Raw genomic sequence first — 24443 nt, 5'->3', positions numbered from 1 at the left:
TTTTTACCTTTAGAATAAGCTTTACGTCTATATTTAATTAAAAAAACATATTAAAAACCGCTGCGTTTGACGCAACGGCCTTAACTTTTACGTATTATTGCTGTTATTTTCTGTTGAATCTTTATGCAGATCGCGTACATCTTTTTTTACATCTTCTGCCGCTGCTTCTTCACTTTCATCAATACGTTCATTAAGTTCTTTGGCCAGCTCTTCAGCAGACTTTTCCTCGTTTTCTCCCGAGCTTCCTTTCACTCTTTCATATAAATGAGAAGACTGGGCAGAAACATTTTTGGCCAGCTCGCTGGACTTATCTTTAGCGCGATTTGCCCAATCACTGCCTTTTTCGTACGCCTCGGAAGTTAATCCGCTTGATTTCTGTTTTACTGACTGGGTGCCTTCAGAAAGATCCTGGCGCCATTCTTCCCCGGACTTTGGAGTAAGAAGCAGCGCTGTTGACGCCCCTACAATACTTCCTATAATCGTGCCAATAATAAAGTCTTTTGTGTTGTATGAAGCCATTCTTTATCGTCCCCTTTTATTTTGTCCGTTTTTTCCAGCGGGCATACAAATCAATAAAGGCATTCCCCCACTGAATCACCTGGGTGACCTGCTCTGATTGTTTTGAAGAATAATTGGAAACGGAATCGGCTACACGGCGGAATGAGTGGTTAACATTGTCCACCGATTCCCCGACATTTTGCAGCGACCCTACAAAACCATTAATACTTTCTGTTTTGGTCTGCACGTCTTCCATAATAGTATTAGAACGGTTAAGCATAGCCTCTGATTCCCTGGTAATGCCCTGTACCTGCTGCTCTACTTGTTCCATTGTATTCCCTACGCGCTCCATCATTGTGGTAGCTGTCTTCAGCGTTTTCACGAGGAAAATAATTAGAACGGCAAAAGCGATCGCTGCAATCAGCGCGCTTATGTATCCTAAAATAGCCATATCACAATACACCTCCTGTCGCCATTTTACCACTATTTGTTTGGTTTGAAACTCCATTCTTCATAGAGGTTCTTTCTATCCCACTGTTCCCTTTCCCGGTAAAAAGTATGCCTCTTGGATGAAAAAACAATCACCTGGATGCCGGTTCATCCTCTTTTTTGATAGTAATACCAAAAAAACGGAAAGCTTTTGCTTCCCGTCCTTTCAATTTTACTGTTTGGAGGATTCAAGGTGAGCTTCATAGGCACTTTGAAACTTTTGAATGTCTCCGGCTCCCATAAATAAAAGCACAGCATCATTATGCGTTTCAAGCACCTGGATACCGTCCTCCTGAATTATTCTTGCTCCAGGAATACGCTGTTTTAAATCATCTATGCTTAAGCTTCCATCCTTTTCCCTGGCTGAGCCGAAAATATCGCAAAGGTAAACGTAGTCTGCCATCTGCAGACTGTCTGCGAAATCATCAAGAAAAGCCTTGGTTCTTGAAAACGTATGCGGCTGAAAAACAGCTGCTACCGAACGGCTAGGGTACTTTTGTTTCGCTGACTCAATGGTGGCACGGATCTCCGTAGGGTGATGGGCATAATCATCAATCAACACCTGAGACCCGGAGATTTTTTCTGTAAACCGGCGTTTTACCCCGCTGAAAGAAGCCAGCTGTTCACGGATAATAGAAGCGGGCACTTCTTCATAGTGGCAGATGGCAATAACGGCGAGCGCGTTTAAAATATGATGATTGCCATAGCCCGGAATAGTAAACCTGCCAAAACGGTCCCCGCGGATTTGTACATCAAAGCTGGTGCCGTTTTCGTCTACTAATATGTTTTCTGCATTAAAGTCATGCTTTCCTTCAATACCGTAATAAACAATTGGTACCGGAGCGTGCAGCTTTTGAAGATGCTCATCGTCACCGCAGGCTACAATACCCTTTTTTACTTTTTGAGCCATTTCATTAAATGCCTGCACGACATCGTCCACATCAGAAAAATAGTCCGGGTGATCAAAATCGATATTTGTCATGATGGCGTAATCAGGTACATAGTTTAAAAAATGACGACGGTATTCACAGGCTTCAAACGTAAAAAAGCGGCTGTTTTCCATACCCTTTCCTGTGCCGTCACCAATCAAGTATGAGGTCGGCTTATACGCCTCGAGCACATGGGCTAAAAGACCGGTGGTGGTCGTTTTGCCGTGAGAGCCTGCCACTGCTATCGATGTAAAATTCTGAAGAAATTCTCCTAAAAACTGAGGGTATGAATGAACTTCCAGTCCTGACTGTTTTGCCTTTTTCACTTCTTCGTGTGTATCACCATAAGCTGCTGAAGCAACTACTGTCTGGCCTTCCTGGATGTTATCAGCCTGAAAAGGAAGAATAGAGATATTTTTCTTTTCAAGAGGCTGCTGGGTAAAAAACGTTTTTTCAACATCTGAGCCCTGTACAGTGTGATTCATATCGTGCAGAATCTGGGCAAGAGCACTCATACCGGATCCTTTAATTCCAATAAAATGATAATTAGACATATTGTCTTCCTCCGTTCTTTCAAAAAACCTTGCCGCCGAAACGCACAGGTGAAAGAGATCGTTTTTCATGGTGTGTATCATATGTAAACATACTTGTCTTATTATAGCAAAAACCTTTAGTTCCTCCAATGGAACGACTTGAATTGGGCAGAAAAGCCTGAATCCCGTCTTCGTTTCAGGTTAAAAACTAACAGACGGGAGCGCAAACTGCAGCCAGGAGGCCCCTTTTTCTTTATGCCATCTAATGTGTTCTTCCCTTTGGTAAGCTTTTTCCGCCTCAAGCATAAGTGCCTGAAAACCTTCGGCATCAACCCGAAGCGGTACTGCCTGTCCCAGACGGGTGTCCTCAAAGCCTACACGTGCTGTCCGAACAAGCCAGATGGAGGATACAGCCGGCTCCAAAGCAGCGTCCTGCTGCACCCGGTTTGAAAATTCCTGCCTCCCTACTGCCCTAACCCAGTAGTTTTTTTCATTCAATTCCACCGGCATCCAGGAAGCTGTTAACAGCAGACCCCCGAGCTGGAGATCCATGCGGGTCCTCTCAGTCAGCGTCTGCTTTAAGAACATATCAAATAAATGCGTTCCGATGATAGTCACATAGTCATATGAAAACCATTCCTCAAACAGCATGTCCCACGGTTTCTTTTCCACCTGGTCCACCGCGATCCCGGTCTGTTCGGCAAAAAGATGCTTGGCACGCACCTTTTCACGCAGGTTCGTATTTTCTTCTTTCCAGGCTTTAAATGCTGCAAGCAGGCTTTCGAGGCACCGGTCCGCTTCCGCCTGCCGGCGCTGTCGATGCCTTTGTATATCCGAACGCACGGCCAAGAACTCCTTTCCGGGAAAATTAATACTCTACGAGCTCCATTCGATTATTAGGGCGGTATTTCCGCCCCGCTTTAGCTTCATGTTTTCCATTTAGCAATACATTGTCTCCCGTAAAACCGATATGGATTTTTAATAAACTGCTGCCAATACCATAAATATCAACAGGAACGTCTTTTGCTTCATATTCCTCAATACGGGCCGCGTTGAAACCACCACTTACCATTATTTTAACATGCTGAAATCCTTCTTCGTCCAACACTCTACGTAAGGCAAAAATCAGTTCGGGATTGGCGCCGGTAGGATTAAAAGAGCCAAGCACCTCCGGATGCCGGCAGAAATATTGATCCACCATACTGCCTGACGTATCGAGACGCACTGTCTGGAGCTCCCTGCCGAATTCCCTGGCAACCTTCAAAGAGTCGGTAATAACATCATTATTGTAATCCACCAGTGCTACGAGTTCATCTTCAGGGAATGTTTCTTTGTACGCGCGTGTCGCCTGAATAATGTCTCCCTCGAAGAGCTGGAGAAGGGCGTGCGGCATCGTGCCCATCCCCTTTTTGCCCCACCATTCACTCATCGCGTGAGTCGCCTGAGCCTTGGAGCCTCCAATAAAAGCACTGTACCCATCTCCTGCCTGCTGCGTGAAATGATCATCCCGGTCTCCCATAAAAATTACGGGCTTTTTTCTTCCGGAAATTTTTGCCGCATTCACGACATTAAAGACATTTGTAGCAACAGATGTACGCCTCGCAAGTATACCGTCGATCAGGCCTTCAAGGAAGCCGAAATCCTGGTACTTTCCTTCCACGGTCATTACCGTTTCATACGGTTCGATTTTGTTGCCGTCTTCAAGGGCATGAATAACAAGTTCTCCCGGATTGGAGGAGAAGGTTTTCACTAAAGCCACCGCTTCATCCACTCCGCATAAAACGGCGTGATCCTTTTGAAAAAACTGCATCAGCACACGTTCTTCCGGCTTGTATTTTTCCGCGATTTTTTTGGTCTTCAAAAAGTATACTGCGGAGAACCAGCCTTCCTTTACCCGTTCGTCGAATTTAAAGGTTTCGTTTGTTAATCGTTTTTGTTTTCCTTGCAGTTTGAGTTCAATCTCTTTCATAACAGCTGCTCCTTAACCTATGTATCAGAATAAGAGCCCGTGATTTTCCACGGGCTGCTTGTTTTTATTCTATTTATCATATAAAACCTTCCACGGGAAAGCAAGCCTATACCGACTGTTCCCACTCCTGCCGGGTTACTAATACATTCCTCGGCTTGCTTCCTCTCGCCTCTGAAACAATACCGCGGTTTTCCATCGTATCGATCAGCTTGGCCGCGCGATTATACCCTAAAGAAAAACGGCGCTGCAGCTGGGAGGCGGAAGCCTGCTTCTGATCAATAACGAATTCACACGCATTATCATAGAGGGGATCCTGATGCTCTTCTTTTTCGAGGTGCTTCTGCAGCTCCTCTTTTTGGAACTGATAAACAGGTTTTTTCTGTTCTTTTACAAAGTCTGTCACGGCATCTATTTCTTCATCTGTTACAAATGTTCCCTGGACACGGGTTGGTTTGGATGCTCCGTTCGGATAGAAAAGCATGTCGCCCTTGCCAATTAACCGCTCAGCGCCTCCCCCGTCCAAAATAGTCCGTGAGTCGACCTGGGAGGAGACAGAAAATGCTATTCTCGTTGGAATGTTTGCTTTAATAAGACCTGTAATGACGTCTACTGATGGACGCTGCGTCGCCACAAGCAGGTGCATGCCGCAGGCTCTTGCTTTCTGCGCAATACGGCAGATCGCATCCTCCACATCCTGGGGCGACACCATCATCAGGTCTGCCAGTTCATCAATTACAATGACAAGGTACGGCATTTTATCGGCATAGCGCCCCTGTTTTTCCATGCGCTCGTTATATTTTTTCATATCGCGCACGCCTTCGCTGGCCAGCCGCTCGTAGCGGTCTTCCATTTCCTGGACCGCCCATTTCAACGCTCCCGTGGCTTCCTTGGCATCGTTTATTACCGGTGTAATAAGGTGAGGAACCTCCCGGTACGAAGCAAGCTCCACCATTTTAGGATCGATCAGCATCCATTTGCACTCTTCCGGAGAAGATTTATACAACAAACTCAACAGAATGGAGTTGATGCAGACACTCTTTCCTGACCCCGTAGCACCTGCAATCAACCCGTGCGGCATGTTTTGCAGATCAGCTATGACAGGGTTGCCGCCGATGTCGAGACCCATGGCTACTGAGAGCGGCGATTGATGATTTTTAAATACGTCCCGGCGGAGAATTTCCCGTAAAAATACCGGTGCAGATGTCGGATTGGGCACTTCAATACCAATAGCATTCTTTCCCGGGATAGGGGCTTCCATTCTTAAATCTTTCGCCGCGAGCGCCATTTTAATATCATCTGTCAGGTTAGTCACTTTTGTCACTTTTACTCCCGGCGCCGGCTGGACTTCAAACCTTGTCACCGACGGTCCTTTTGTAATCTGGGAAACCTTTGCATCCACATGAAAGTTTTTCAACGTAGTTTCAAGCTGTTCTTTCTGCTCTTCAAGCTCACTCTCGTCCTCATCTTCTTTTTTAGGAGGAATATTGAGCAGCTGAAGTGATGGCAGCCGGTATCCATTTTGTTTTGGCTGCTGCTGAACGGAACGCTTATCTTTAGGATACATCATGACATTAAAAGGGGTAGATGTGGACGTCCGTTTGCTGCCATTTTGTTTTTTCGCCGGCGCTTTCGGCTTTTCTTTCACTGATGAAGGCGAAGGAGTTTTCAGCTCTGTTTTCGGTTCCTTTTTATTCACGGGCAGTTCGCTTTTTTCCGGTGCTGGCACAGGCTTGTTTTCTACTGCTGCCGGTTTTATTTCCTGCGCGTCTTCTGTGACAGGCTCCGGAGGACTTTCTTCTTTCCAATGGATGGAAGCCGTCTGAGGAGCCTGCTCTTGTTCCGGCACCTCTTCTTCGACGGGGTCTTTACCTGCTTCTTCCTCCGGTACTATTTCAAACGAAGTGCCTGAGGGAAACAGATCAGAGTCTTTTTTTTCTTCTGACTCAGGTTCGTTCTCCGATATACTGTTCTCTGCTTCCTGGCTTTTTGTTTCCGAGTCCCATTTCCCGCTTCTCTGTGCCCTGCTGATTTCCATAAAGCGGTCGGTATCTTCCTGCAGAATGGAAGGTGCCTTCCGCTTTCGTCCCGCTTCTTTCTCTTCGACCTGCTTCGTTACGGAGGAAGGCCTTCTGTCTCCCGCGCGGATTGAATTCAGGAAAGCGATATCCTCCCGAATCTGTTCCTGCACAGATGTTTCCTTTCTGTTTTCCGCCTCCGGATCTCTTAAATTACCCGGATGCAGGTCGGCCTGCTGATATCCAAATATAGGGGAAGGGATACTGCCTGCTTCAAAGTTTTTTCCCCGAAAATAGCCGGACTCCTCTGTTCCGGCCTTTTTTTCTCCTCTGGACTCAGAACGTTTAGAGTTTTTTCCGCTGCGTTCCTGTTCGGTTTCCCCGCGGTCGTGTCCAGCTGTGCGCGATTCAGCAGAGGCTCCCGAGAGCTTTGCTGCGCTCGGCCGGTCAGGGGCTCGGGCGCTGCTTTTTTGTTGTTGTGCTTCCTCATAGCTTTTAGGATAAACGTTAAACATTTTCACCGGCTCAGATTCCTGATACGTCATTCTCGCTATGTATGGAGGAGGATCCTCTCCGGAGCGCTTTATACGATTTTCACGGTTGCTGTCCTCTGGCTGTTCTTCATCGTTAAAAAGAAAATGCTGCATTCTTTTCATCCATTGTTGAAAGGATGACGGCATTTTCAACCCCTCCTTTTCTTACCGGGCCTTTTTGAGTTTAATTTTCTGTACCTGCACAAGAAAAACCCCTAGCACGACTAGCGGTTTTTCATTCACTTACTACACGGAGGCCGAAACCGGGCGTTCGTGATACTGCTTATAAAAGTCCTGTCCTGTTTCATACGCATCACCGAGAACGAGGATACCTTTTTCTGTCTGCTTTTCCGGCAGGGCAAGCTCAGACACCGAGCAGATCATGCCAGTAGAAGTCACACCGCGCAGCTTCGATTTTTTTATTTTCATTCCTGACGGCATCACTGCCCCCGGTACTGCTACAGCCACCTTTTGACCTTTATCCACATTCGGGGCCCCGCAGACAATCTGAAGCGTGTCCTCTCCTGTATCCACCTGGCAGACGCTCAATTTATCTGCGTCCGGATGCTGTTTTTTCTCGTTTACATAGCCCACCACAAATTCGGACTGGGCCGGCACCTCAAGCGAAATATCTATATTGTTTTCCTTCAGGGCTTTATTAATGAGCTGGATATGACCTGCATCCGCTGCTATTCTGCCTGTTCCTTTAATTTCTCCGTAGGAGGAGGCATTAAAAATATGATAGCCTGCTGTTTCTTTCGTTGTAGCATGGGTGAGCACGGCCACATCTCCGTGTTTTACCGTTTCACGCTGCTTTGAGTTTATTGGTTTTAATGAGATGAGAAGTACATCCCCGATTCCTTTGGGATTATAAAAAATATTCATTCGTTGTGGCTCCTTTTCGCTAACTTAACTTTTATTGTATCACAGCTTGAACGCTCCCGCGAATCAGGTTTTAGGGCGTTTTTTAGCTAAAATAAAGATCGGTTCGAATTCTCCGTTTTCATACATAAACGGAAGAGCCGTAATCGGTACCCTGCCATCATTAAAAAAGCGGAAAGCCATCTGCCCGAGTACATCGTAGCCGTTATCGTTTGTGATATCTGCAATAATAAAGACGTCGTTATGGGGAACTGCTACTGCCATATCCCCCTGCACATCTTCAGCCACACTCTGCAGTAGAGCTTCGTTTAATATGCGGCTTGCGTCATAGCCGTCATTTGTATTAATAAAATAAAACGTGTTTCCTGCAACCGTATCTTTTTTCATCGGAACTTCCAGCTTTTTTAAATTGCTCTGGGCAGCCCGGCGGATACTTTCCGTTTCCATTTGTTCGGCTTCGAGCGTTTCCTTTTCGATCAATGAATACGCTTCTCCCATATCAAGGGCGTAAAAAATTCTTGTTTCCGCTGTATGGTCGTCCCATACGAGCTCCTTCCCGTCCTTCGTCTCGGTTGGAAAAGAAGTCGAACGTATTACTGGATAAATATATTGTTCCTGACCGGAAAGGGAAACATCACGTTCCATGGCACGAAATGAGGTATCGATATAATGCACAACCTCCTCCACGGCCTTTTCTCCTTCACGTTCATATTTTGCTGCCCATTTGCTTAAATCCAGATCAACTCCGGTTTTCAGCTGCTTGTGCTCGACCCGCAGGGAGCTTTGTTCATCATCATATTTAAACGTACGGGAATTGTCGTCTTTCAGTCGTTCCCGCAGTATGCGCTGTAGCTTTCGTACTTCCATTCTTAATCGCTCCTCTTGAACATTCTTAATTCCATCGTAACATGTGCAAAGGTGTACTCCCACATTCGTGCTTACTGTCAAAAAAAAAGACTGTCCCTTTTTAGGGACAGCCCTTTTCAACTTTATGAATCAGCGTTGACTTTTTCCAGTGATTCATTCAGAAAATGCTGTACTTCTTCCGGTGTCTTCCGCTGCTTGCTTACAAAGCGGTGCACTTCTTCCCCGTTATGAAAAGCAAGAAAACTCGGTATGCCCATCACTCCATAATCAATGCACACATCCATAAGCTCGTCACGGTCCGCTTTGTAGAACGTAAACTGATCATACTGCTGTTCGATTTCCGGCATCGCCGGGTCAATATACGTGCAATCCGGACACCAGCCGGCGGAGAACATAATCACTGTATTGCCATTATCAATAGCTTGATTGAAAGATTCCTGGGTAGTTAAATTTTCCATTGTTTTGCCTCCTTTAAATTAATGCATACAGAAAAGGTCATCCTTCCCGTATCTTCATATCCCCCATTCTAATCCAATTTCGTTTGCGCATCCACTCTGACAAACCGAGACTGATTAACGCGGGGGCAGCGATATGAAGCAGCAGGACTGCACCGAGCACTTCAAAAGAAAACCCCATCGTCTGGAAAGTCATAATCTGGCCTACCAGACCACTCGTGCCCATGCCTGCACCTGCTGCATTATTTTCCATCATAAAGACCATTGTGGAAAAAGGGGCAACGGCCATACCGGCAAGGGTCGGCGGAATCAAAATGAGCGGCCGCCTCACAACGTTTGGAACCTGAAGCATCGATGTACCAATGCCCAGCGCGGCAAGGCCGGAAAATTTATTCTCCCGAAAGCTGCTGGCTGCAAAACCAACCATTTGTGCTGCACACCCAACAGTAGCTGCTCCTGCTGCAATACCGTTCAAATCAAGAATAATGGCAATAGCGGCGCTTGAAATCGGCGCTGTCAGGGCAAGACCCATCAATCCGGCAACTAAAATGCCCATAATAAGCGGCTGTCGTTCCGTGGCCCATACGATCACATCTCCAAACCCTGTCATAAACGACTGAATACCGGGGCCGAGAAGCTGAGCTATTCCATAGCCGGCAATAATCGTCACAAGCGGCGTTACTATAATGTCCAGACGTGTTTCTTTAGATATCAGCTTACCCAGCTCCACGGAAACGAGAGCTGCGATAAAAGCTCCTGCCGGTCCCCCGAGCTCCGCTCCGGCTGCACCCGTAGCTACTGCGGAAAAAACAACCAGCGGCGGTGCCTGCAGGCCATATGCCACCGCTACACCGATCGCCGGCCCCATTAATGAAATCGCAAGCGTACCCATGTTTTCAAAAAAAGTAATACCGAGCTGCTGACCGATAGTCTGAATGATTAAACCAATAATTAAAGACGCAAACAAGCCAAGCGCCATGTAGCTCAAAGCTGTAACTCCATATGTCTTTACACTTAAATTTACACCCTTTTTCAAAAAAAATGAACGCATCCACTCTCTCCTTTTCTTTTATTCCATTGTACCCATATTTTAATTTAATGAAAAGGCGCTGTTTAAAACCGGCGCCCCGTTTGATATATCCACTGGCCATAAAGCAGAGAGACTATATGATGAAATAATGCAGTACGGTCCACCTGGCCGGCAGTTAAAATACCTACAGCACCTTCATTTTGATGGACATTTTCCAACTGTGTATAGTGGTCCACTGCCGTTTTTAATTCCACTCCATTGTGAACCATAACAGCAATACGTTCCGGAAGCAGTACACGAGCCCCGCCCGCCGTCCATACAGCGGCTCCATCCGTGAGTGCTCCCCAGCTGCACAAATATATATCCTTTCCTTCGGGCTGAACGCCGCCTTCAAGACCTATACCGATATCAGCAGATTTTTGTGCGTGCCATGCCCGGTTTACAGCGCCTTCTCTTGTTTCCTGATCAGAAAATGGCTGGTCATTTACTCCTGAAACAGCAGACATGCCCGCCACAGAAAAGTCCGGACTCAATACCTGGCGGACAGCCGCCAACTTTACAGCATTTTCTGAACCCACCATTACTTTTCTCAACTTCAGACTCCTTTATGAATCATATCGAGTGCCTGTTGGTCCGTAGTTCGTACAAGCTTCGTCAGCAGTTCCTTTGCTGCAGCATAATCATCCACATGCAGCAGTGAAGCAGAAGTGTGAATATAGCGGGAGCATACACCGATAACGGCAGATGGAATACCTTCATTGGCCATATGCACACGGCCGGCGTCTGTCCCTCCCTGGGAAATAAAGTACTGGTAGGGAATACTGTTACTTTCTGCTGTGTCGAGAACAAAGTCCCTCATGCCGCGGTGAGTAATCATCGTCTGGTCAAATATGCGCAGCAGCGCACCTTTACCCAGCTGTCCGAAGGCATCCTTCCCACCTGTGGAGTCATTCGCCGGACTTGCATCCAGCGCGTAAAAAATATCCGGCTGAATCATTTGGGCAGCCGTCTGCCCTCCACGCAGTCCTACTTCCTCCTGCACTGTAGCACCTGCATACAGCGTGTTCGGAAGGTTTTCATCCTGGATTTCTTTCATCAGTTCGAGTACCAGTCCAACCCCGTACCGATTGTCCCAGGCCTTCGCCATAATTTTTTTCTCATCCGCCATTGGAGTGAATGGACACACCGGAGATATTGGCATTCCCGGGCGCACGCCCAGCTCTTCTGCATGCTCACGGCTGTCGGCCCCAATATCAATAAACATTTTATTTAACGGCATAGGCTTTTCACGCTGCTCCGGTTCAAGCAGGTGTGGAGGTGTGGAGCCGATCACCCCCGGCACGCTGCCTTCCTCTGTATAAATCTGCACACGCTGTGCCAGCAGAACCTGGCTCCACCAGCCGCCAAGCGTCTGAAACCGGATCATTCCGTTTTCGTCAATGGATTTGACCATAAAACCAACTTCATCCATGTGACCGGCTACCATAACCTTCGGTCCTTTCTGGTCGCTGCGCTTTACTCCAAACAAACTGCCGAGCCGGTCCTGCACGATTTCGTCACTTACCGGTTCAAGCTCTTTTTTCATATATGTACGAATCTTATGTTCAAATCCCGGGACCGCCGGTGTCTCTGTTAGATACTTAAACATGTCGAGTGTTTCCTGCTTCATAGAATACCCCTTTCGATTATCAAGCTTTGCCTAATTTTCATTTTATCGGACGAGTCACGTTTTTACCACTATTGAAAACGGGTATGTATTTGGATATACGCAATATTTGCGGTATACTGGTTAAATAAGAAATGGAAAGGCAGGGACATAATAATGAGTACAAAGAATATTCTTATTGGAGTAGGTCTTGGTGTTGCTTTGGGGATTTTGGTTAAGCAGTTCACAAAGAAAGATGAGATTTCTCCGGAAAAAGCGCTGAAGACAGTAAAAGAAAACGTGCAGGATCACCTCCCAGTTAACGGCTCCTGGATTCATATGACGCCGGAAACGTACAAAAAAGACGACCTGGAATACAAGGTTTACCGTGGCGGCCTTTCGAGCACCAATCAGGGTGAGACCCGTCAATTAGACTTTATTGTAGATGCTGAAACTGGCACTATTTTGGAACTAAGCTCTTAACTCAACATAGCCCCCGGCCCTTTTAAAGGGCCGGGGGCTTTTAATTTCCGCCTGAACAAAAAAGAGAGGCCGCATTGCTGGCGGCCTCTCTTTTATATTAGTTACGATGCTTCTTTTTTCTCTTTGGAGTCCTTGTAATCCTGCACTTCGTTTTTCGACTGCTCCAGCGGCTTCTTCAAAATAGCCAGCATAATCATCGTCACGAGCGATCCGATCAGAATAGCCAGGAAGTATAGGAAGACCCCACCACCCTGTACAGCGTTCAGGAAGAACACGAGGAAACCTCCGTGCGGCGCAAGCAGTTCTACGTTGAACAGCATCGCCAGACCGCCTGCTACTGCAGAACCGGTAATAATGGAAGGAATAACACGAAGCGGATCCGCTGCTGCAAATGGAATAGCACCTTCAGTAATGAAGAACGACCCAAGGGCATAGTTTGTATACCCAGCTGAACGCTGCTCTTTTGGAAAACGGTTCTTAAAGAACGTAACCGCAAGTGCGATACCAAGAGGCGGCACCATTCCGCCAGCCATTACAGCTGCGTGCGGGGCGTAAATCCCCTGTCCAATTAAGGCTACACCGACGGTAAAGGCCGCTTTGTTGAACGGTCCACCCATATCGATTGCCATCATGCCGCCAAGCAGAATACCAAGGAGCACCAGGTTGCTTGTACCAAGACCGGTGATCCAGTCCTGGAGAGCAGTGTTAAGAAATGCGATTGGCGTAATAAACACGTAGTACATCAGGAGACCGGTTATCAGGATATTAATAACTGGATAGAACAAAATCGTTTTAATACCATCGAGTACCTGTGGAAGCCCTGCCATTGCTTTTTTCACGCCGAGAGCGACATAGCCGCCGAGGAAACCGGCAATAATACCGCCAAGGAAACCAGCTGTTGCATCTTCAGACCCCGGAATACCCTGTGTGGCCATAAAGCCACCGACCATTGCCGGCATGAAACCAGGACGATCTGCGATGCTCATACCGATAAAGCCGGCAAGTACTGCTACGAACAATCCAAAGGCATACTGTCCGCCTATCGCGTTCAAGGCCTGGGCAAATCCATTAAACTGGTCACTTTCCGGATCTGCTGAGTTAATTCCCCAGAAGAATGAAATAGCGATAAGAATCCCGCCGCCGATAACAAATGGCAGCATGTTCGAAACCCCGTTCATCAAGTGGCGGTAAATAGCATTACCAACTGCTTTTGCTCCGCCACCGCCGCCGGCAGAAGCCGGTTCTTCATCCGACGAAGAGCTTCTTCCGGAGTCCCGGTATTTCGAAAATTCCCCATTTACGGCCTGGTTAATTAACTGTTCCGGTTTACGGATTCCGTCCGTAACTTTCGTGGATAAAAGCGGTTTGCCATCAAAGCGTTCCATTTCAATTTTCGTATCGGAAGCTACGATAATCGCTTCCGCATTTGCGATTTCTTCAGAGGTAAGACGGTTTTTAACCCCACCGGAACCGTTTGTTTCCACTTTAATGGAGACACCGAGCTCTTTTGCCTTGTCCTTAAGTGCGTCTGCTGCCATATACGTGTGAGCGATACCAGTCGGGCAGCCGGTCACTGCAAGAATTCTCGGCGTACTGTTGTCTCCGGCAGCCTGAGCTGAAGAAGCTTCTGATTCTTCTTCCTCATCGCTTCCAAGCTTGTCTCTTTCTTTTGCATCCACAGCCGCCATGATCTCGTCTTCAGATTCTGCATTCAGCAGATCCTGTCGGAATTTTTCATCCATTAACAGCGTAGACAAACGGGACAGTGTAGTTAAATGTGCTTCGTTCGCCCCTTCTGTCGCTGCAATCATGAAAAACAGATGTGCCGGCTGGCCGTCCAGTGATTCGTAATCCGCGCCTGCCTGTGAACGTCCGAATGCGATGGCCGGCGTATCCACAGCACTTGTTTTTGCGTGAGGAATGGCGATGCCTTCACCAATGCCGGTAGAGCTCTCTGATTCTCTTTTTTCAATTGCTTCTTTAAAAGCATGCCGGTCATTTAAACGGCCGGCAGTGTCAAGCTTGTTTACCAGTTCATCAATCACTCCGGCTTTGTCTGTCGAAGAGAGAGACAAAAGCACGGTATCTCTTTTTAATAGATCAGTAATTTTCATTCTGCTCACCCCTTTAAGCTTGATTAGTTTCTTCGCTCTCCAGCGAACGAATCGTTATTTTTTGACTTAGTTCTTCTACTTCTTCTTTCGTACAGAATGTTTCAGAAAACGCTGTAGCACTTCCGGAGGCTACTGCTTTGTTAAGCACCTGATCCGGAATTAGACGTTCCGTGATTCCGGCAGCGAAGCCAGCCACCAGGGAGTCACCTGCCCCAACGGAGTTCACGGCTTTCTGTTTTGGCACGGAAGCATGGAGAGTCTGGGATTTATTAATATATACAGCCCCTTCTCCTGCCATCGATATAACCACATGCTCAATATCGAAATCCTCCAGAAGCTTTCGGCCATACACCGCAGCATCTTCCACGCTGTTTACTTCAACTTCGTACAATTCTGCCAGTTCAAGATGATTCGGCTTAACGAAATAAGGCCGGCCTTTCAACGCCTCGCCGAGCGCTTCTCCGCTCGTGTCCAAGTATACCCGGACTCCTTTGTTTTTCACCCGTTCCATCATATCCAGATAAATGGTGTGAGGAAGAGAAGAAGGAACGCTTCCCGCGAGTATTAATTCGTCTTCCTCCGTAAGCACATCCAGCTTCTGGTATAGCGCTTCCACATCCTCTTGTGTGACACCCGGGGAAGCGCCATTAATTTCTGACTCCTGACCGCCTCGGATTTTCACGTTAATTCTTGTGTCCTCTTCCACCTGTACAAAATCCGTTTGGATCTTTTCTTTTTCCAGGCTTTCTTCAATATACCGACCGGTAAAACCGCCTACAAAACCGAGCGCAGTGGACTGCTGTCCAAGTCTTTGCAGCACTCTTGAGACGTTAATACCTTTGCCGCCTGGATATTTCAAATCATTTTTCGAACGGTGGATGCTCCCTGGAATGAACTCTTCCAGCTCTATTACATAATCGATCGCCGGGTTCAGCGTTACTGTGTATATCATGTACTCACGACCTTCACATCTGTGTATTTCTTCAAGTTTGTCCGTTCATCGTCCCGCAGTCTGTCCGACGTAATAACTTCCGCTAAAGCGAGTTCACCAATGTTTGCAAACGTGATAGAACCAACCTTCGAATGATCCGCCAGCACATAGCTCCTTTCCGCAAGGTCGAGCGCTGTCCGCTTAACCACTGCTTCATCCGGATCCGGGGTTGTATACCCGTGAACGGGATGAACGCCGTTAATGCCGAGAAAGCAGGCATCAAAACAAAATTCCCTCAATGCCTCTATAGCTTTAATTCCTACCAGTGCCCCTGTTCCCTGCTTGCCTTTACCTCCGATGACATACGTTTCAATGCCTCTTTCAAGCAAAAGCGGTACATGGGGGATGCCATTGGTCACTACGACAAGATCCCGGTCCGCCAAATAAGGAATCATCTCCAGGGTCGTCGTTCCGGCGTCTAAAAAAAGGCATTCTCCAGGTTCAAGCAGGGATGCTGCAGCTTCTGCAATCTTTTTCTTTTCCCATTGGTTTACGCTGCTCTTTTCTGCGATAGTTGGTTCATTCCGGCGGCGCCTTGAGAGAGAAGCTCCTCCGTGGATACGTTTAATCTGCTCATCAGATTCCAGTTTGGATAAATCTCTTCGAACCGTTGCTTCTGAAGCACCTGTTAATTCCACCAGTTCATGAATGGAGGCAGTATCTTTAGTTTTTAAAATCTCGATGATTGTTTCCCTGCGCTCCGTGTGAAGCATCCTCTTCTCTCTCCCTTCCGGCTCCGCCGTATAAGCAACAGGCATCTGCGAAAGCTGTGATCGTTTTCTGCGTCTGCTTGTTTGATTAACTTCATTGTACACGCTTACTTAATCATAATCAATCAATTTTATTCAAAAACAATCAATTATTTTTGTTTTTTGATTGAAAATGACATTTTCACCCTTTGAAACCGTCACATATTTTCAAACGAAAAAAGCACGCCTCTTTTTTCAGAGACGTGCTTGAAGGTATACAAATGTTATCCGCTTCCATTCAGCTTTTCCCGGGTCACTGCTTCGATTACCTCTCCCGATGGATTAAACTTTAAAGCGCGGTACAGTTCATCGTGGTAGAACGTAAACCATGCCTGGCGCTGACAGCCCCAGTTCATGTAGTGCTCTTTCATGTACACGGAGTCCATCGGATAGTCATCATAAGCTGTCACCCAGAGAACATTCTGATGGGCATGCGTTGGCATATTGTCAGCCATGTGAATCAGCGTGCTGCTTTCATCCTCAATCAGGATAATGCTCATTCCGGCGCTGTGTCCGCCTGTATGAACCATCCTTATATTTTCGGTAAGCTGCAGCTCTGACTCAAACGTCTCCACCTGGTGGGCCACCGGCTTCCAGTTTTTTTCCCAATACGTGTTCTCTGAACGGATGTTTGGATTTTTCATTTCCTCCCATTCCGTTTCCGAGACATGAATGACCGCATTTCGAAATACCGGAACGCTCTGCCCCTGTTCTTCCCGGGCAAGCCCCGAGGCATGGTCAAAATGCATATGCGTCATCAGTACAGCGTCAATATCCGAGGCGTAAAGATTCATTCTTCTCAGACTCTGCTCGACATTTGATTCTTCCGTTACGCCGTAGTTCCGCTGCTGCTTTTTGCTGAGCCGGCCGTTGCCAAGGCCTGCGTCGACCAGTATGTTTCTGCCCTCTCCCTGAATAAGCAGCGGGTCGGTAGGCATCGGCACCTGATTGTTATCATTCACCGGGTACTTTTTGGACCAGAGGGGTTTTGGCACCACCCCGAACACGGCGCCCCCATCCATGTTGGTTACTCCGCCTTCAAGCCATGTAATTGTATAATTACCTATGGTTAACTGATTCATGACAGCAGTGCCTCCTTTTCATAAAAGAAAGCGCCTATCGAACACATTACGGTCTCACCGCTTCTGTAAAGTAAATAGGCTCTCCCTTCGCGTAAAACTTCTCTTCATATTCTGTCATCACGTTTCCTTCGGCTTCTTCACTTTCATGGAGGTTAAGACGCACTTTCCTCAGGGCAAAACCAAAGGTGGAAAGAGAAGAAAGGGAGTATTCAAACAGCCCCTGATTGTCAGTTTTCATCTGGACTGTGCCCCCAGGCACCAGGATCTGCTTATACAGCTCCAGAAAATCAGGGTGAGTCAGCCGCCGTTTTTCATGGCGTTTTTTCGGCCAGGGGTCGGTAAAGTTAATATAAATAGCTGCCACCGAGGAAGGCTCAAAGTAATCCATTACATGGCGAACATCCCCGTGAATGAACGCAAGATTCGCCGGCTGCTTGAATAAAGCACGCTGCACCCCTGTTGCAAGAACACTTTCATACATTTCCATCCCGATAAAATTAATGTCCGGATGCTTGATACTGTTGTCGCTTAAGTATTTCCCTTTGCCCGTACCTACTTCTAAATGAATAGGCTGCTCGTTTTCAAATCTTTTTTGCCAGTCTTTATTCACCTGTTCCGCTGTTGTGACCACCAGTTCCGGGTGTTCCTGTAAAAACTCGTGAGCCCACGGCTTATGACGGAGTCTCATCGTACTTTTCCCTCTTTCTTCATATAATAACTATATATTTAACATATAAAATCCGCTGAAAACGCAGTGACGTTCCAGCGGATTTTTATATTTGCAATGAGTCCCGGTCCAACACAGCTTCAAGCTGTTCTTTATAAAACTCTGCTTCTTTTATCCGGTTCGTAAGTATTGCCTGCTGGGCGTGGTCAAGCAGGTGGCTGATAATCTGCCAGCGCATCCGTCTTTGTAAATGGGGGGTTAAAGGAAGACCGTATCCCTGAAGCCAGTCGTCCCATTCCTCTTTTGGAATGTATTCATACAGGATAAGGGCCAGGTCGAGCGCCGGGTCGCTGACGGTGGCATTGTCCCAGTCCACTAAATACAAATCTCCGTTGGCATCAAACATCCAATTATTATGGTTCATATCACCGTGACAGACCACGAGACGGGGAGGCTGGACTTCACCCGATGTCCCTGCAAGTTCTTCGAGAGCCGCTGCCATTGAAGTTGTAATATACGGAAGCTGCTCCTGCTGCTCTCTTAATACAGCGATTGTCGCTTCCGGCGTGCGGGCATGGTTTCCTATTCTCTTAAACATATCCAGCAGTTCGCTCGACGAATGAATTTTGGATAGCAGCTGAGCCACACGTGTATTATCCATATCGCCGCCTGTTAATTCGCGGCCGTCAACCCAGCGCTGGGCGGTAATTACGTCACCGTTAGCCTGGCGCTTTGTCCAAAGCAGTTTAGGCACTATTCCTTCTGCCGAAAGCACAGCAAGAAATGGAGAAGAATTTCTTTTCAGAAATAACACTTGTTCCCCGGCACGCGCGAGGTACGCTTCTCCTGAAGAGCCACCGGCTGGTTCAATCGTCCATCCGTCTCCCATCAGCAGTTCCAATACTTTCACCTTCGATCTATCATAGTGGTCTGAATATTTCATAGCCGATCCTTTTTAACAATATTTTATTCCCATGCTTGTCTTATTTTATTTAATTGTATGTATAAAATACCCTCTATGAAATGATCTCCTCTACTTCTCGTGCGGGTAAAAGTGTTTCTGTTTACGTTTTTAATTTTACAGCGAATCGTTCTTAATAATAGCAAACATTGAATTTATAAGTCAATCGACCAAAATACTTGTGACCGACCTCTCAGATGCTCTTCTTCCGAATATCTTCTATTTAATCCCGCTTCGTAACTTCCCCTTTTTTTCCATCATTCAGAGTGGTATAGTAATTCCGTTCATTATTACATGACAACTGCTTATCTGAAGGAGGACGTTACTATGTCAGACCGCTCATTCGGTAATGGCCGGCTGCTGATTACCTGCCCGGACCAGCCGGGGATTGTAGCCGCTATATCTGATTTCCTGCACCAGCATGGTGCTAATATTATTCATTCTGCCCAGCATACAAATGATCCGGAGGGCGGACGTTTTTTTATGAGAATCGTCTTCTCCATTTCTCCGTATCCGGACAAATTTTACCAGGTAAAAGAAGAGTTTCTTCCTATCGCTGAACATTTTGGCATGGAATGGTCTTTAGAGCGCGAAGACCGCAAAAAAAGTGTTGCGATTTTCATCTCAAAAGAAGACCACTGTTTAACAGAATTATTGTGGAGATGGCGTTCCGGAGAACTTCCTATTCATATCAGCTGCGTTATCAGTAACCATACGACGCTGAAAAATGTGGTCGAAAGCTATGAAATTCCTTTTTATCACATACCCATAGAGAAAAACGCTAAGCCGGAAGCAGAAAATAAAATACTGCGTACACTTGAGCAGTATCCGATTGATTTCCTTGTCCTGGCCCGTTACATGCAAATACTGTCGCCGGATTTTGTCGCTCACTACCCGGCAAAAATAATTAATATCCATCACTCATTTCTTCCCGCCTTTATCGGAGCGAATCCTTACAGGCAGGCTTTCGAGCGTGGCGTAAAGCTAATAGGGGCTACTGCCCATTACGTGACCAACGACCTGGATGAAGGGCCGATTATTGAACAGGACGTACTTCGGGTTAATCACCAGTACAATGCCAACGATTTAAAAATTACCGGGCGCAATGCTGAAAAAATTGCGCTGGCAAGGGCCGTTACCTGGCATGCAGAAGACCGCGTTATAGTCGATGACAATAAAACGATTGTTTTTCGATAGTCCCTTCTTATTCGTCATACTCGCCCGGGGAGTAGATTTCGCTCCGGAGTACAGAAACGGTCGCAGTCTGCTCCATCAGCGCATCAGCAGAAAACAGCTGCCGGTTTTTCACCGGAGATGGATTGGTGATGCGCTTTTCCATCCATCGTTTGTACTCACGTTTGTCTGCTGTATGAGCATATAAAATTTCACGATTATCAATGATCGAAGCGGGAGAAACAACCGTCGCCTGAGCGGGGAAGGTGGTCCCCGCTTGTTTTAATACGGCTTCCACTACATTCATTGTTCTTTTCAAGGCAAGCACCGGGCTGACAAAGGTATGCTGGTTCTGGTTCACATACTCCTTCCAGAATCTGCTGTCTGCCGGCTCGAATACACTATACATTGTGCCTTCTAAAATGTGTATAACGTCTATTCCGACAGGACCGATGATTGTAATAGCGCCCTCCATGGTGGTCTGCTTTGTATGGAATACTGGATAATACATAACAAAATACGTATCGGGGAGCTCCCGGAGCAGGGTGCGCAGGCGATAGTCATATTTCAATTTCGGATCCATCATCGAAATTTCGGAAATGGTGGAGGAAGCCCATTCCAATTGGATCAAAAACCAGTTATCGTAAAAAATATCCTTCAGTTCCTCGAGCGTTTTTCCTTTAAAAAACAAATAGGCATCCTTTTCGTTTATTTCCACCTCTTCTTCATTTTCATGCTTCCACCACTTTAAGCGGTTCACTGCTTTTCCCATTCGGTTGTTTTTCTCCAGCGGCTCCTCCTCCGGTGCCTTTGGGGCCGATTTGTTTGCGATCATCCAATCTGTTTTCATTCGCTTCCAGTATGCCTGCTTCGCTGATAAAAATTCCGCATTTTGATGTAGAAAATGATGTTCATAACGCGAAGCGTAATCTTTCATTTTTATTAATTGAGCCATTCAACTCTCCCTTCTCCCCGTCGCAGCATTTTTACGGCATTTGCGCAAAAAACTGCGGAACTCCGCTTTTAATATAATATCGTCATCGTCTGAGTATTATTCACGTTAAAGGAATAAATTACCTGCCAATGGAGCCAAAAAGGCAACAATAACAGCGCTGACTGTCATGGCTACCGAACTGACAGCTCCTTCTGTTTCACTGTTTTCAAGCGACTTGGCTGTTCCTATTGCATGAGCGGCACTGCCCATACCTATTCCTTTAGCGACCGGGTCCGTCACGCCAATCACCTCCATCACCCTCGCGTGAACAACTACCCCGCCAATGCCCGCTACCATAACAAACATTGCCGCTAAAGGCGCATCGCCACCGAGTGTCGTTGTGATATCCATTGCTACCGGTGTCGTGACCGACTTAGGCAGTACCGCTGCCACCCATTCTTTTGACGCGCCAGCTGCCGCTGTAAACACAAGCCCGGAAATAATACCTATAACTGCTCCTGTCCCGATGCCGCTGAGAATTGGGAGCAGATACCTTTTTAACAGGTGCCTTTGTTGATAAAGCGGACAGGCAAGCGCCACTACTGCCGGCCCAAGCAGTGATTCTATCCACTGGCCTCCGTTCATGTAGACACTGTACGGAATTCTAGAAACCAATAAGAACAATATGATAACAATAGTACCGGTAACGATTGGAAGCATCAGTGGAACAGGAAACCACCGGTACGTCCTTTTAGAAGCAGCGTACACTGCTATCGTTCCCGCAATGGCCGCTGCTGCTGTCCACCATTCACTCACGAGACCTCTCTCCTTTTTTCAATAAATACTGTGTCACCCACGAGCCTGTTCCCATCACAAGAAGCGTACTGATAAACACAGCGGCTACCAGTCCGGCTCCAAGCAGCGAAAACAGCTCTCCATGCACCACCAGCCCGGCAGTCACAGGCAAAAAAAGCAGGGGCATATTCCCAAGCAGCAGTCCGGACCCATCCTGAAGCCACTTTGGAGTAGCTGCCGTAAAAACAAAAACCGCAAGCAGCAGCAGCATGCCAATAATACTTCCGGGGATCGGAAGCTGCAGCACATCCTGGACCCAGGTGCCCATCCAGTAAAATACATATAAAACTACTATGTGAATTACAATTCTAACTAAACGCATATGGTCCCCTCTTTTACTAAGTCAATTCCGCCCAATGTACTGTTTCATATTTTACACTCCGTCCTGGATGAATGCGATAAAGGTGAAGGTGAGCAGCCTCGAAAAATATAGTTTCCGGAAGCGGCACCGCCGGCCATGCGAATTCGAGTTCTTTAATCCGCTTTTTGGCCAGGGTCATATGAGGACGATACGGACGCTGCCCGGTCTTCATTCCCATACCATTCAATTGAGTTTTCCATTCTTTATATAAAGAAAACAGGCCCTCTTCTGCCTCTACCCTTGTATATAAAACGTTCTCCCGCCCTTTTGGACCGAAGGAATCCACGCCATTGAGACTGAGTCCGGGCTGGCACGGTAATTTCACTTCATTCATCTTTTTTTCAATGGTGCCCACCTCTTCCGGGGAAAGCTGTCCAAAAAAGTGGAGCGTAATGTGAAAATCCTGGGGATGTACCCACTGCTTAAAAGGCAGATCGTTTTTTACCTGGGAACTCCAATTTCCCCATACGGATCTCGCCTTCTCTGGAACCGGCAGGCCAAGAAAATAATGATTATCCATTGATTTCTCTCCCTTCCTTGCATCAAAGCTGTTATGAACGAATAAGCGCTGTAAATGTGTTAGAATATACGAATGAATGATAGGAAAAGGATGTGTAACAATCATGCGTGTAGCAAATAATATGTCAGAACTAGTCGGCGATACGCCTTTAGTTAAATTAAACCGTCTTCCGGATACCGGGGGAGCAGACGTATACTTGAAGCTTGAATTTCAAAACCCGAGCGGAAGCGTGAAGGACCGGGCCGCAAAAAATATGCTGAAGCAGGCCGAAGAAGAAGGAAAAATCAACGAAAATACTACTATTATAGAACCGACTTCAGGAAATACCGGTATTGGCCTTGCTATGAACGCCGCTGCGCGGGGCTACCGGGCAATACTGGTTATGCCGGACACGATGTCCCAGGAAAGAATTAACCTGTTGAAGGCTTACGGGGCAGAAGTAGAACTCACGCCGGGTGATAAGAAAATGCCCGGGGCCATTGCCCGTGCTCATGAGCTTGTAGAGACAATTGCTGACAGCTTCATGCCTATGCAGTTTGAAAACGAAGCCAACTCGGATGCCCACCGGGAAAGTACAGCACTTGAAATTGAAGAAGCGATGAAAGAAATCGGCAAACCGCTGGCTGGCTTCGTTGCCGCATCCGGTACGGGAGGCACTGTAACAGGAACCGGGGAAAAATTAAAAGAGCTGTACCCCGACGTTCAAATTCACGTAGTGGAACCATTTGGCTCTCCGGTTCTTTCCGGCGGAAAGCCCGGGCCCCATAAGCTTGTCGGCACCAGTCCAGGGTTTATACCGCCAATTTTGAATCAGGATATATATGACCACATTTACAAAATTACCGATGAAGATGCCTATAAAACTACAAGAGCTCTCGCCGGCCAGGAAGGTATTTTGGTCGGCCCCTCTTCAGGTGCTGCCTGCTTTGCTGCCATGGAAACAGCCAAACAGATGTCACCGGATCAGGTTGTCGTTGCCATTGCCTGCGATACCGGCGAACGGTATTTATCCACTGACCTTTTCCGATTCGATGACTAAAATATCTTTACTCAAGGCGCCTTTACACAAAAAGGTGTCTTTTTTTACATAATTTTTACATTTGTCTTTCTGTGAAATAAAGCAGGCGGTTTTCTCGATCGTTCTGCTTTTTGAAGATCAATAGCGTACAATCCTGCATATTATTCGTCATTTCATTTGCTTTTTATTTTCATTCGCAGATGAATGGAGCAGTTTTTTGACAAAAATTTTGCGATATATAAATAAATAGTATAAACTATTAATTACAGGGACGCTTACAAAATATTTTGAATACTCTCATCCTACCCGCTGCTGAGTTTCTTTTCAGAAGGTTTTACAGAGCAGCTGACGCAGAAACAGTCGAAGCCATCAAATATAATTCCTACTTACGTGCGCAGTCCCGGGCATGTCTTCAAGTGCCATAAATTCATTGGCTAAGGAGTGGTTTTTTGAGAACGTCCACCGACCGAATGATAACCCGTATTAAGTCTATCTATCTCTATATTAAAAAGAGAGGAACGGTGACCACCGGGGAATTGGTTGACGAATTCGGAATTACACAGCGCACTATTCAGCGTGACCTGAACGTGCTCGAATACAATGAATTGGTCAGCAGCCCTTCCAGAGGGGCCTGGACGACGACTGCCCGAAAAGTAAAAGCTTCCTGAAATGATTATATCTGTGCCTGGC

At 46.8% G+C, this 24443-nt stretch carries 26 protein-coding genes; 4 read left to right on the top strand and 22 right to left on the bottom strand.

The genetic code is table 11. The features are described 5' to 3' along the window. Nucleotides 1–87: 87 nt before the first annotated feature. From ACTRXI_RS12475 to ACTRXI_RS12420, 12 genes are all read right to left on the bottom strand, one after another. Nucleotides 88–519 (bottom strand): YtxH domain-containing protein, encoded by a 432-nt coding sequence (locus ACTRXI_RS12475; RefSeq protein ID WP_474262993.1) that lies wholly within the window; start codon nt 517–519, stop codon nt 88–90. A 16-nt stretch (nt 520–535) separates the two neighbouring features. Further along, nucleotides 536–949 carry a DUF948 domain-containing protein gene (locus ACTRXI_RS12470; protein WP_022795220.1) on the bottom strand — a complete coding sequence of 138 codons (414 nt, stop codon included), beginning with the start codon at nt 947–949 and terminating at the stop codon, nt 536–538. A gap of 210 nt (nt 950–1159) precedes the next feature. Then, nucleotides 1160–2470 carry a UDP-N-acetylmuramate--L-alanine ligase gene (gene murC, locus ACTRXI_RS12465; protein ID WP_474262991.1) on the bottom strand — a complete coding sequence of 437 codons (1311 nt, stop codon included), beginning with the start codon at nt 2468–2470 and terminating at the stop codon, nt 1160–1162. Between the two features lie 180 nt (nt 2471–2650). Further along, a complete protein-coding gene (locus ACTRXI_RS12460) occupies nt 2651–3292 on the bottom strand; it encodes a hypothetical protein (protein WP_474262989.1) in 642 nt (213 codons plus the stop codon). A gap of 25 nt (nt 3293–3317) precedes the next feature. Next, entirely contained in the window at nt 3318–4418 is a 1101-nt protein-coding gene (locus tag ACTRXI_RS12455) for a nicotinate phosphoribosyltransferase (protein ID WP_474262987.1), read from the bottom strand. A 106-nt stretch (nt 4419–4524) separates the two neighbouring features. Then, nucleotides 4525–7113 carry a DNA translocase FtsK gene (locus tag ACTRXI_RS12450; RefSeq protein ID WP_474262985.1) on the bottom strand — a complete coding sequence of 863 codons (2589 nt, stop codon included), beginning with the start codon at nt 7111–7113 and terminating at the stop codon, nt 4525–4527. Between the two features lie 99 nt (nt 7114–7212). Beyond that, complete coding sequence (gene ytpR / locus ACTRXI_RS12445) at nt 7213–7851, bottom strand: YtpR family tRNA-binding protein (protein WP_474262982.1); 639 nt, start codon at nt 7849–7851, stop codon at nt 7213–7215. A 63-nt stretch (nt 7852–7914) separates the two neighbouring features. Continuing rightward, on the bottom strand, nt 7915–8715 hold the full coding sequence (locus ACTRXI_RS12440) for a DUF1444 family protein (protein WP_474262980.1): 801 nt from the start codon (nt 8713–8715) through the stop codon (nt 7915–7917). 122 nt (nt 8716–8837) lie between these two features. Further along, the gene (locus tag ACTRXI_RS12435) at nt 8838–9173 is read right to left on the bottom strand and encodes a thioredoxin family protein (protein WP_091616835.1); all 336 of its coding nucleotides are present in this window, start codon (nt 9171–9173) and stop codon (nt 8838–8840) included. Nucleotides 9174–9210: 37 nt separating this feature from the next. After that, on the bottom strand, nt 9211–10221 hold the full coding sequence (locus tag ACTRXI_RS12430) for a PTS sugar transporter subunit IIC (protein ID WP_474262978.1): 1011 nt from the start codon (nt 10219–10221) through the stop codon (nt 9211–9213). 62 nt (nt 10222–10283) lie between these two features. Next, the gene (locus ACTRXI_RS12425) at nt 10284–10793 is read right to left on the bottom strand and encodes a DUF84 family protein (protein WP_474262976.1); all 510 of its coding nucleotides are present in this window, start codon (nt 10791–10793) and stop codon (nt 10284–10286) included. A gap of 2 nt (nt 10794–10795) precedes the next feature. Then, complete coding sequence (locus tag ACTRXI_RS12420) at nt 10796–11869, bottom strand: M42 family metallopeptidase (protein WP_474262974.1); 1074 nt, start codon at nt 11867–11869, stop codon at nt 10796–10798. Nucleotides 11870–12022: 153 nt separating this feature from the next. Between ACTRXI_RS12420 and ACTRXI_RS12415 the strand changes: the two genes are divergently transcribed. Further along, nucleotides 12023–12328: a PepSY domain-containing protein gene (locus ACTRXI_RS12415; RefSeq protein ID WP_298785361.1), complete on the top strand. Its 306-nt coding sequence runs from the start codon at nt 12023–12025 to the stop codon at nt 12326–12328. 101 nt (nt 12329–12429) lie between these two features. On the opposite strand, the gene ACTRXI_RS12410 is transcribed toward ACTRXI_RS12415, so the two are convergent. The 6 genes from ACTRXI_RS12410 to ACTRXI_RS12385 all read right to left on the bottom strand — a co-directional run bounded on the left by ACTRXI_RS12410 (nt 12430) and on the right by ACTRXI_RS12385 (nt 18874). After that, a complete protein-coding gene (locus ACTRXI_RS12410) occupies nt 12430–14442 on the bottom strand; it encodes a PTS fructose transporter subunit IIABC (RefSeq protein WP_474262972.1) in 2013 nt (670 codons plus the stop codon). Nucleotides 14443–14455: 13 nt separating this feature from the next. Next, complete coding sequence (gene pfkB, locus ACTRXI_RS12405; RefSeq protein ID WP_474262970.1) at nt 14456–15394, bottom strand: 1-phosphofructokinase; 939 nt, start codon at nt 15392–15394, stop codon at nt 14456–14458. Further along, on the bottom strand, nt 15391–16146 hold the full coding sequence (locus ACTRXI_RS12400) for a DeoR/GlpR family DNA-binding transcription regulator (protein ID WP_474262968.1): 756 nt from the start codon (nt 16144–16146) through the stop codon (nt 15391–15393). Before ACTRXI_RS12400 ends, pfkB begins: the two co-directional genes overlap by 4 nt. A gap of 260 nt (nt 16147–16406) precedes the next feature. Next, nucleotides 16407–17264, bottom strand: a complete 858-nt coding sequence (locus ACTRXI_RS12395) for a YtnP family quorum-quenching lactonase (protein ID WP_474262966.1) — start codon at nt 17262–17264, stop codon at nt 16407–16409. 46 nt (nt 17265–17310) lie between these two features. Beyond that, nucleotides 17311–17952, bottom strand: coding sequence for a tRNA (guanosine(46)-N7)-methyltransferase TrmB (gene trmB / locus ACTRXI_RS12390; RefSeq protein WP_474262964.1), 642 nt, complete (start codon nt 17950–17952; stop codon nt 17311–17313). Nucleotides 17953–18037: 85 nt separating this feature from the next. Further along, entirely contained in the window at nt 18038–18874 is an 837-nt protein-coding gene (locus tag ACTRXI_RS12385; RefSeq protein ID WP_474262962.1) for a phosphotransferase, read from the bottom strand. A gap of 345 nt (nt 18875–19219) precedes the next feature. Between ACTRXI_RS12385 and purU the strand changes: the two genes are divergently transcribed. Next, nucleotides 19220–20089 carry a formyltetrahydrofolate deformylase gene (purU, locus tag ACTRXI_RS12380; RefSeq protein WP_322526208.1) on the top strand — a complete coding sequence of 290 codons (870 nt, stop codon included), beginning with the start codon at nt 19220–19222 and terminating at the stop codon, nt 20087–20089. Between the two features lie 7 nt (nt 20090–20096). Here purU and ACTRXI_RS12375 read toward each other — a convergent pair whose 3' ends face one another. From ACTRXI_RS12375 to thpR, 4 genes are all read right to left on the bottom strand, one after another. Then, on the bottom strand, nt 20097–21020 hold the full coding sequence (locus tag ACTRXI_RS12375) for a hypothetical protein (protein ID WP_474262960.1): 924 nt from the start codon (nt 21018–21020) through the stop codon (nt 20097–20099). A 105-nt stretch (nt 21021–21125) separates the two neighbouring features. Further along, nucleotides 21126–21815 carry an LrgB family protein gene (locus ACTRXI_RS12370; protein WP_474262958.1) on the bottom strand — a complete coding sequence of 230 codons (690 nt, stop codon included), beginning with the start codon at nt 21813–21815 and terminating at the stop codon, nt 21126–21128. Beyond that, nucleotides 21808–22176: a CidA/LrgA family protein gene (locus tag ACTRXI_RS12365; RefSeq protein ID WP_474262956.1), complete on the bottom strand. Its 369-nt coding sequence runs from the start codon at nt 22174–22176 to the stop codon at nt 21808–21810. The genes ACTRXI_RS12370 and ACTRXI_RS12365 overlap by 8 nt, the downstream gene beginning before the upstream one ends. 16 nt (nt 22177–22192) lie before the next feature. Beyond that, on the bottom strand, nt 22193–22735 hold the full coding sequence (gene thpR / locus ACTRXI_RS12360) for an RNA 2',3'-cyclic phosphodiesterase (protein WP_474262954.1): 543 nt from the start codon (nt 22733–22735) through the stop codon (nt 22193–22195). A gap of 103 nt (nt 22736–22838) precedes the next feature. Between thpR and cysK the strand changes: the two genes are divergently transcribed. Together cysK and ACTRXI_RS12350 are read left to right on the top strand one after the other, a co-directional pair. Then, on the top strand, nt 22839–23774 hold the full coding sequence (gene cysK / locus ACTRXI_RS12355) for a cysteine synthase A (protein ID WP_474262952.1): 936 nt from the start codon (nt 22839–22841) through the stop codon (nt 23772–23774). Nucleotides 23775–24202: 428 nt separating this feature from the next. Further along, nucleotides 24203–24421, top strand: a complete 219-nt coding sequence (locus tag ACTRXI_RS12350; RefSeq protein WP_091616630.1) for a DeoR family transcriptional regulator — start codon at nt 24203–24205, stop codon at nt 24419–24421. The last annotated feature ends 22 nt before the right edge of the window (nt 24422–24443 follow it).

The organism is Marinococcus sp. LNHM4E3-1, assembly GCF_056034405.1.
This window is presented reverse-complemented; position numbering and strand designations above follow the sequence as displayed.

Excerpts from the sequence above, each read along its gene's own strand:
- ACTRXI_RS12435 (WP_091616835.1), bottom strand. The coding sequence starts at position 9,173 with ATGGAAAATTTAACTACCCAGGAATCTTTCAATCAAGCTATTGATAAT.
- ACTRXI_RS12470 (WP_022795220.1), bottom strand. The coding sequence starts at position 949 with ATGGCTATTTTAGGATACATAAGCGCGCTGATTGCAGCGATCGCTTTT.
- ACTRXI_RS12420 (WP_474262974.1), bottom strand. The coding sequence starts at position 11,869 with ATGAAGCAGGAAACACTCGACATGTTTAAGTATCTAACAGAGACACCG.
- ACTRXI_RS12385 (WP_474262962.1), bottom strand. The coding sequence starts at position 18,874 with ATGAAATATTCAGACCACTATGATAGATCGAAGGTGAAAGTATTGGAA.
- ACTRXI_RS12415 (WP_298785361.1), top strand. The coding sequence starts at position 12,023 with ATGAGTACAAAGAATATTCTTATTGGAGTAGGTCTTGGTGTTGCTTTG.
- thpR (WP_474262954.1), bottom strand. The coding sequence starts at position 22,735 with ATGGATAATCATTATTTTCTTGGCCTGCCGGTTCCAGAGAAGGCGAGA.
- ACTRXI_RS12475 (WP_474262993.1), bottom strand. The coding sequence starts at position 519 with ATGGCTTCATACAACACAAAAGACTTTATTATTGGCACGATTATAGGA.
- pfkB (WP_474262970.1), bottom strand. The coding sequence starts at position 15,394 with ATGATATACACAGTAACGCTGAACCCGGCGATCGATTATGTAATAGAG.
- ACTRXI_RS12430 (WP_474262978.1), bottom strand. The coding sequence starts at position 10,221 with ATGCGTTCATTTTTTTTGAAAAAGGGTGTAAATTTAAGTGTAAAGACA.
- ACTRXI_RS12375 (WP_474262960.1), bottom strand. The coding sequence starts at position 21,020 with ATGGCTCAATTAATAAAAATGAAAGATTACGCTTCGCGTTATGAACAT.
- ACTRXI_RS12400 (WP_474262968.1), bottom strand. The coding sequence starts at position 16,146 with ATGCTTCACACGGAGCGCAGGGAAACAATCATCGAGATTTTAAAAACT.
- ACTRXI_RS12440 (WP_474262980.1), bottom strand. The coding sequence starts at position 8,715 with ATGGAAGTACGAAAGCTACAGCGCATACTGCGGGAACGACTGAAAGAC.
- murC (WP_474262991.1), bottom strand. The coding sequence starts at position 2,470 with ATGTCTAATTATCATTTTATTGGAATTAAAGGATCCGGTATGAGTGCT.
- ACTRXI_RS12410 (WP_474262972.1), bottom strand. The coding sequence starts at position 14,442 with ATGAAAATTACTGATCTATTAAAAAGAGATACCGTGCTTTTGTCTCTC.
- cysK (WP_474262952.1), top strand. The coding sequence starts at position 22,839 with ATGCGTGTAGCAAATAATATGTCAGAACTAGTCGGCGATACGCCTTTA.
- ytpR (WP_474262982.1), bottom strand. The coding sequence starts at position 7,851 with ATGAATATTTTTTATAATCCCAAAGGAATCGGGGATGTACTTCTCATC.
- purU (WP_322526208.1), top strand. The coding sequence starts at position 19,220 with ATGTCAGACCGCTCATTCGGTAATGGCCGGCTGCTGATTACCTGCCCG.
- ACTRXI_RS12450 (WP_474262985.1), bottom strand. The coding sequence starts at position 7,113 with ATGCCGTCATCCTTTCAACAATGGATGAAAAGAATGCAGCATTTTCTT.
- trmB (WP_474262964.1), bottom strand. The coding sequence starts at position 17,952 with ATGAGACTCCGTCATAAGCCGTGGGCTCACGAGTTTTTACAGGAACAC.
- ACTRXI_RS12455 (WP_474262987.1), bottom strand. The coding sequence starts at position 4,418 with ATGAAAGAGATTGAACTCAAACTGCAAGGAAAACAAAAACGATTAACA.
- ACTRXI_RS12365 (WP_474262956.1), bottom strand. The coding sequence starts at position 22,176 with ATGCGTTTAGTTAGAATTGTAATTCACATAGTAGTTTTATATGTATTT.
- ACTRXI_RS12395 (WP_474262966.1), bottom strand. The coding sequence starts at position 17,264 with ATGAATCAGTTAACCATAGGTAATTATACAATTACATGGCTTGAAGGC.